The sequence below is a fragment of the Clostridium sp. NSJ-49 genome (assembly GCF_014287725.1).
GTDB classification, from domain to species: Bacteria; Bacillota; Clostridia; order Clostridiales; family Clostridiaceae; genus Clostridium; species Clostridium disporicum_B.
Map to the genome: position 1 here is coordinate 1 of NZ_JACOOP010000090.1, position 7,039 is coordinate 7,039.

Genomic DNA, 7,039 nt, shown 5'->3' on the forward strand with positions numbered 1-7,039 from the left:
AGAAATGGTATATTATTGCATGAAAAGAAAATAGCGTAAAGGTATATTTTTACAGAGAATAGGAGGCTTATAACCTCCTATTTGTCGTGTCAAAAAACTTGTTCATTTAGAAATAATTTCATATAAATATATGAATAAAAAATAAAAAGACCGTCTACTGAAATGATTTTAAAAATCATTTCAGAGACAGCCCCTTTTTATATGAAATATCTGAAAACATAATGGAGGATATTAAAGTTAATACACGATAAATTGACAAGTGAATAATATATATTAAATAGTGATTTATAAGAGGTAATAAGTTTGAAAAGTGAAGTAATTATTGATTCAAAAAATGGTAGAGTAACAAGAGAAGAAAAAGAAGATATTGTATGCTTAAAAGGTAATAAAATTAATGAAGATAGTAATTTTATTGAAAACTTATGTATTGATATTAAATCAGATGTGATAGGGGAGAAAGAGTTTCCGTTAAAGATAGGTGGATATAATTTTAAGCTTTTCTTAGGTCATTTTTGTAATGAATATATTGAAGATATACTTATTTGTGGAGAAAGTGGAGGTAGTGGCAATTACGCTATAGCAAATATTTATCATTATCAAGATGGGAAGTTACTTGAAATATTTAATTCAGATACTTTCTCTGATAAGTATAAATATAAGTGTAGATACTTAAAAGATTGTAAAATTGAACTGATTTGTGATAAATTACAAAAGAAATATATTATAGATATAGGTACTATAGATAAGAATTATTTAGAACAAATATATTCTATAGATGGCAAAATAATTACTGATAGTGATCCGTCAGTATCATACGTAACTGACATATATCCAATAATAGATTTAAATACAAATCTTATGAGGGTTGAAGCATACCAAAGAGTAATTGGAATAGTGAACGCAAGTACTATTGGAGAAATAATAAGTATTATTTCTCTAGAAGAATGTAGAACAAAGGTTATAGAACAATTTGCAGCAACTGACGGAGAAAATATTTCAGAACTTTCAAGAGGTAATGATTTAAGAGATGATATTATAAGCAAGTTGCCTGATGATATAACTTTGATAAATCTAAATAAGTTTGGTGGAAGAAATGGATTAATTAAAGCTGATATAGATGGGGATGGTAATGAAGAAATATTATGTGCATATAAGTATAAAGATGTACAATATTTAAGTGCATTTAGAGAAATAGATGGAGCAGTTAAATTCTTAGATAATATAGATGGAACAGGGTATGATATATCAGATTTAATAATTGATAAGATAAAGCAAAAAGGTGGAGAAAGCATAATAGTAGGATGGAGAATTGGGGGGATATGGTCAGTATTAGATATATTAGATTTTAGAGAAGGTAAATTTATCAAGGCTTTAAAAGGGGATAAATTAAATTACTCTAAGATAGAGCTTTGTGATTCAAGTAATACAAGGGGTGGAAAGAATATAGCATTATGGACTCATGAAACTGGAGAAGCTTATAATGTACAAATATATACATTAAGAGGAGAAACCTTAGAAAAAACATACAAAGATGATAAAGAGTATTTTTTAAGGGTAGAAGAGTATTATAAAAATTTGATAAATAAATCTAGGGAAACACCACAATATCTATACTATTTAATTCAAGCTCAATGTAGAGCGGGAAAGAAGAAAGAGGCTATTGATAATATAAATAGAGCTTTGAAAAATCCAAATCCATTTCCTTCAATACAAGAGCTAAAGAGGTTAAGAAAGAGTATAAGTAAATAAACCTAATATTGAAATATGATAACTTTAACTTGCTTATATATTATGGTGAAAATATGATTAATTATAGATAAATTTAGAAATAATCATAGAAGATGTAATATATTAAGCATTATTAAAGTTATCTTTTTTATAACAGTTAAAACAGGTGTTATATGTAATATGTAAGGTTGGAAAAAAATATAATAAGCTTATATTATATGTTATAATATAAAATATATAATTAGAGGGAGGAATCAATATGTCAATATTAAAAAGATTCACAGATATAATGTCTTCTAATATTAATGCTATGCTTGATAAATGTGAAGATCCTGTAAAAATGGTAGATCAACTAATGAGAAATTTAAATAAAGATTTAAATGAGATAAAAGTAGAAACTGCTTCAGTTATGGCAGAAGAAAATAGAGCTAAAAGAGAACTTGATGAATGTCAAGAGCAAGTTAACAAAATGTTAGATTATGCAAAAAGAGCTGTTGCAGCAGGAAATGATGATGATGCAAGAAGATTTTTAGATAAAAAAGTAACTCTTTCAGAAAAGTTAACTTTATTGCAAACAAAATATGATTCAGCAAAAGCAAATTCAGAAAAAATGAGATCTATGTACAATAAAGTTTCAAATCAAATTGAAGAACTTAATGAAAGAAGAGCGGTAATAAAAGCTAAAATGACAACAGCAAAAATACAAGAAAAAGTTAATACTTTAGGAAATAGTGTAAATAAATCAACTGCTAATATGGATTCATTTGCAAGAATGGAAGAAAAGGCTAACAGAATGCTTGATGAGGCAAACGCAATGGCTGAATTAAATTCAAAACCAGTAGATGATATTGATGATTTAATGAGCAAATATAATAGTAATAATTCAGCTGTAGAAGATGAACTTGCAGCTTTAAAAGGTAATAATGATGCTGTTGAAGATATGTTAAGAGAGTTAAAAGGTGAATAATATATTCTCATGATAAAGGTATTCTTTTAAGATATAACGGAGGTAAAGATGGGATTATTTAAAAACCAACTTTTAAATGTAATTGAATGGAATGAGACAAGAGATGACGTTATTTTTTGGATGTGGAAGAATAACGAAATAAAAAAGAATAGTAGATTAATAATAAGGCCTGGACAAGATGCGATTTTTATGCAAAATGGTAAGGTTGAAGGTGTATTTACTGAGGAGGGAAATTACGAAGTCGAAACAGAAATAATTCCATTTCTCTCAACATTAAAAGGCTTTAAATTTGGTTTTAATAGTGGACTAAGAGCAGAAGTGTTATTTATTAATACTAAGGAGTTTTTAGTAAGATGGGGAACTAAAGGTCCAATTAATATTCCAGCTCCAGGTATGCCTGGTGGAATGCCAATAAGATGCTTTGGATTTTACACTGTAAAAGTAGATGATTATATGACTTTAATAGATAAGGTTGCAGGTATAAAAAGTCAATTTACAGTAGATGATATCAAGATTCGTACATCAGCTATAATGGATGGACTTCTTATGAAATGGATAGTAAAAGAAGGAAAGAATATGTTTAATCTACAAGTAAATTCAGCTGAGATAGCTAAAGGATTAAAAGTAGATTTAGATATGCAGCTTTTACAAATAGGATTGACTGTAACTGGCGTAACTATTGAAAACTTCAATTATCCAGAGCAAGTTCAAAAGATGATTGATAAAAATGCAGCTTATGGTATGGTGGGTAATATAGGACATTACCAAAATGTAGCCATGGTTGAATCAATGGAGAAAAATCCAGGAAGTTCTATGGGGAATATGGCTCAAGCGGGTATAGGAATACAAATGGGTATGGAAATGGCAAAAGAAATGAAAAGCAATATAGAAAATTCAAAGTCTAATGTCTCTAACTCTAGTATTTGTCCTAACTGCCATAGTAATATAGATAGCAATGCTAAGTTCTGTCCAAATTGTGGAGAGAAAGTAGTAAAAGCAGAAGAGCAAAACTCAAAAAAGAAATTTTGTCCAGAGTGCGGAGCAAAACAAGATGGAAACTCTAAATTCTGTAGTGAGTGTGGAAATAAACTTTAAAAGGTTATAAATTAACAGTGACAAGTGATGAGTTAAAAAATTGAAGCAGCTTAAGCTGCTTCAAAACTTATCACTTGTCATTTTTTCATTTATATCTAAATAAAGTGTTGACACTTTATCTATGTTGGAATTAATAAGTTAAAATTTCTATGCCTGTTTCAGTTACAAGCACAGTATATTCCCATTGTGCTGAAGGGCATCCATCTTCTGTTAATACAGTCCAGTCATCATCTGAATCAATGAATATATCAGGAGTACCCATGTTTATCATTGGCTCAATTGTAAAAACCATACCAGGAACTAATAGCATTCCAGTACCTCTTTTTCCAACGTGAGATACAAAAGGTTCTTCATGGAATTCTAATCCTATTCCATGTCCTCCAAATTCTCTAACAACAGAGTAACCGTTGCTTTCAGCATGTTTTTGAACTGCTTCAGCTATATCTCCCATGAATCCCCATGGCTTAGCTGCTTCTAATCCTTTTTCTAAGCACTCTTTTGCTACATCTACTAGTTTATCTAAGTTAGGATGAACTTCTCCTATTTTAAACATTCTTGAAGCATCAGAAAAATATCCATTATATATTGTAGAAACATCTACATTTATAATATCTCCATTTTCTAATATCACATCAGGGCTTGGAATACCATGACAAACTTCATCGTTTATTGATGTACAAACACTTTTTGGATAACCTTGAAAGTTTAATGGAGCAGGAATAGCACCTTGAGAAATTGTAAATTCATGAACTAGAGTATTTATTTCTTCTGTACTCATACCAGCTTTTATATTAGTGGATACAAGATCTAAAACAGCAGTATTGATTTTAGAACTTTCTTTAATACCTTGAATCTGTTCAGGGGTTTTAATTATGCTTCTTGGAGGAATAATAGCACCTCTTTGAGCATAAGAAGCTAGTTTCTTATCAAATTCAAGATGACAATGTTTATATTTTTTATTGCTACCGCACCAACAAGGTGCATTTCTATTAATGTTCATAATTGTTCTCCTTAAATTAAAATTACTATAATAATTATTATACTACTAAATTGAAAATGTTGATAATAAGTATAGTAATGATATAAAATTATATTAAAAATTATATTGAGAAATGTAAAGGAGGAATTATGGAACTAGAGATAATAAGAACTATTCAAAGTATTTCAAATCCATTTTTTGATGTGTTATTTCAAATATTTACTATGTTTGGTGAAGAGTTGATATTAATATCGATAATAACTACTATATACTGGGCGTATGATAAAAAGTTTGGAGAGTATATTGCATATTCATCATTAACGAGTTTGCTATTTAATAATGCATTAAAGGATATATTTAAAATGAAAAGACCAATTGGAGAAGAAGGAATAAGAACACTAAGAGCTGAGACAGCAACAGGATATTCATTTCCAAGTGGTCATAGTCAAGGGGCTGCATCTTTTTATGGAAGTATAGCTATATATTTTAAAAAGAGAATTATTTATATTTTAGCAACTATAATAATTTTTTTAGTTGGAATATCTAGGTTATATTTAGGGGTTCATTATCCTAAAGATGTATTAGTTGGGATAGCACTTGGGCTTTTGATATCAATTATCTCATATAAATTATTTAGAACAGTGAATAATAGAAATTTACTTTATATAATAACTTTTATTTGTTTTATACCAGCATTACTATTTGCACAATCGCCAGATTTTATAAAAGGAATGGGAACATATCTAGGCTTTGTTATAGGTGTAATTGTAGAAAAGAGATATATTAATTTTTCTGTTGAGGGGAATTTAGCCAATAAAATATTGAGAGTAGTTATTGGAATAGCAATTTTACTTATAATTAAATCAGGATTAAAAGTAATTTTTCCTAATGAATTAATATTTCATTTTATAAGATATACTATAGTAACATTTGTAGGAATTGGAGTATATCCTGCAATATTTAAAAAACTTAAAATCTAAACAAAATAAAGAGTAATAATCTTAGATAAAACTCACAGGCTATTGTTCATTTTAGTTGAGCATCAGCTTGTGAGTCTGACTAAGAGCTTATTTATATATGTTAATAATATTAGAAAGAAATTTAATTATATCATCAATCATTATTGTTATTCCGCTATAAAATATAGTTAATATAATCATGTAAATGCAATAAATTATAGGACATAACATAAAAAATGATAATATTTTTCTATTGTTATTTATAAAATATACAAATTTAAACCAAATCTTATCTAAAAACCATGCCTTGTTGTCTAAAATAAGATCTTTTATGGTATCTATGTCTAAATAATTACCATTATCTTTATTTGAATTTATCATAAATAGAAGTTGATTTTCCTGAATTAATTTAAAAGTGTCAATATTAATAGTATTATCAAAATCATTTTCAGGAGATAATATTAATGTAGTTAAAGGGACATCTTCTTCAATAATATCTACTAGAAGATTTTTAATATTTTCAGTTTCGTTATATATATCATAAATAAGCTTATTTGCAATATCCTTTGAGCTGTTATTATCTAAAAAATTTGATAATGGAATTATATTATATAATCCATTAGGAGTAATAGCTAGATGATATATATTGAGAGTTCTATCATCATTTTCTAAAGAAAGATTGCTTAATACTATATTATTAGATGGAAGCAACTTGAGAATATCTTTTATATTATCATTTTCTTTAAGTTCTTTAAAAAATCTCATTATATTACTGTGAATATTATGATAAATTCCGTTATGCAAAGCAACGATATGCATCAAATATATGAAGTATATTGAAGATAATATTGAAAAGTTAAGATCGAATACTATACCAAGTATTAATAATATAGTAGGTACTCGCAAAAATTTATTTTTAAATAAAAAGATAATTGATTTAAATGCAAATATAATAGCTTTGTAAGTGAATAATAAAATGTAAAAAAATGATTTAGTTAAAAGTATTATAATAAAGCCTATAGATTTAAGTAAGAAAAACAAGGTAATACCTCCAGTTTGTAATATAGTAGTATTATTTACCAATATAAAAGTTTTTATTAAATAAAATATACATAGCCATTATTATAAAAAAATAATAAAATATATTGACTCTATAGTAACAATAGACTTTATAATATGGAAGGAAAATTTAAGAATCTGTTAAGTTGATATGAAAAAATAGCTTGATTTTTCATAGAATTGCTCGCTCTTTGAAAATTATATAAGTTTGAATTTTTTATTGTATGGTAAACAAACCTACAATAAAATTGA

The 7,039-nt window shown here is 27.2% G+C and carries 6 protein-coding genes; 4 read left to right on the plus strand and 2 right to left on the minus strand.

Annotated elements, in window-relative coordinates; all coding sequences use genetic code 11:
• Positions 1-303: 303 nt before the first annotated feature.
• From H8S10_RS17525 to H8S10_RS17535, 3 genes are all read left to right on the plus strand, one after another.
• A complete protein-coding gene (locus tag H8S10_RS17525) occupies positions 304-1,749 on the plus strand; it encodes a hypothetical protein (protein ID WP_055264129.1) in 1,446 nt (481 codons plus the stop codon).
• A 238-nt stretch (positions 1,750-1,987) separates the two neighbouring features.
• Positions 1,988-2,695: a PspA/IM30 family protein gene (locus H8S10_RS17530; RefSeq protein ID WP_055264131.1), complete on the plus strand. Its 708-nt coding sequence runs from the start codon at positions 1,988-1,990 to the stop codon at positions 2,693-2,695.
• A gap of 48 nt (positions 2,696-2,743) precedes the next feature.
• A complete protein-coding gene (locus H8S10_RS17535) occupies positions 2,744-3,790 on the plus strand; it encodes an SPFH domain-containing protein (RefSeq protein WP_055264133.1) in 1,047 nt (348 codons plus the stop codon).
• 130 nt (positions 3,791-3,920) lie between these two features.
• Here H8S10_RS17535 and H8S10_RS17540 read toward each other — a convergent pair whose 3' ends face one another.
• Complete coding sequence (locus H8S10_RS17540) at positions 3,921-4,790, minus strand: methionyl aminopeptidase (protein WP_186839717.1); 870 nt, start codon at positions 4,788-4,790, stop codon at positions 3,921-3,923.
• A 128-nt stretch (positions 4,791-4,918) separates the two neighbouring features.
• On the opposite strand from H8S10_RS17540, the gene H8S10_RS17545 reads away from it, so the two are divergent.
• Positions 4,919-5,749, plus strand: a complete 831-nt coding sequence (locus H8S10_RS17545; protein ID WP_186839718.1) for a phosphatase PAP2 family protein — start codon at positions 4,919-4,921, stop codon at positions 5,747-5,749.
• An 87-nt stretch (positions 5,750-5,836) separates the two neighbouring features.
• Here H8S10_RS17545 and H8S10_RS17550 read toward each other — a convergent pair whose 3' ends face one another.
• Positions 5,837-6,493 (minus strand): hypothetical protein, encoded by a 657-nt coding sequence (locus tag H8S10_RS17550; RefSeq protein WP_148315738.1) that lies wholly within the window; start codon positions 6,491-6,493, stop codon positions 5,837-5,839.
• Between the last annotated feature and the right edge of the window lie 546 nt (positions 6,494-7,039).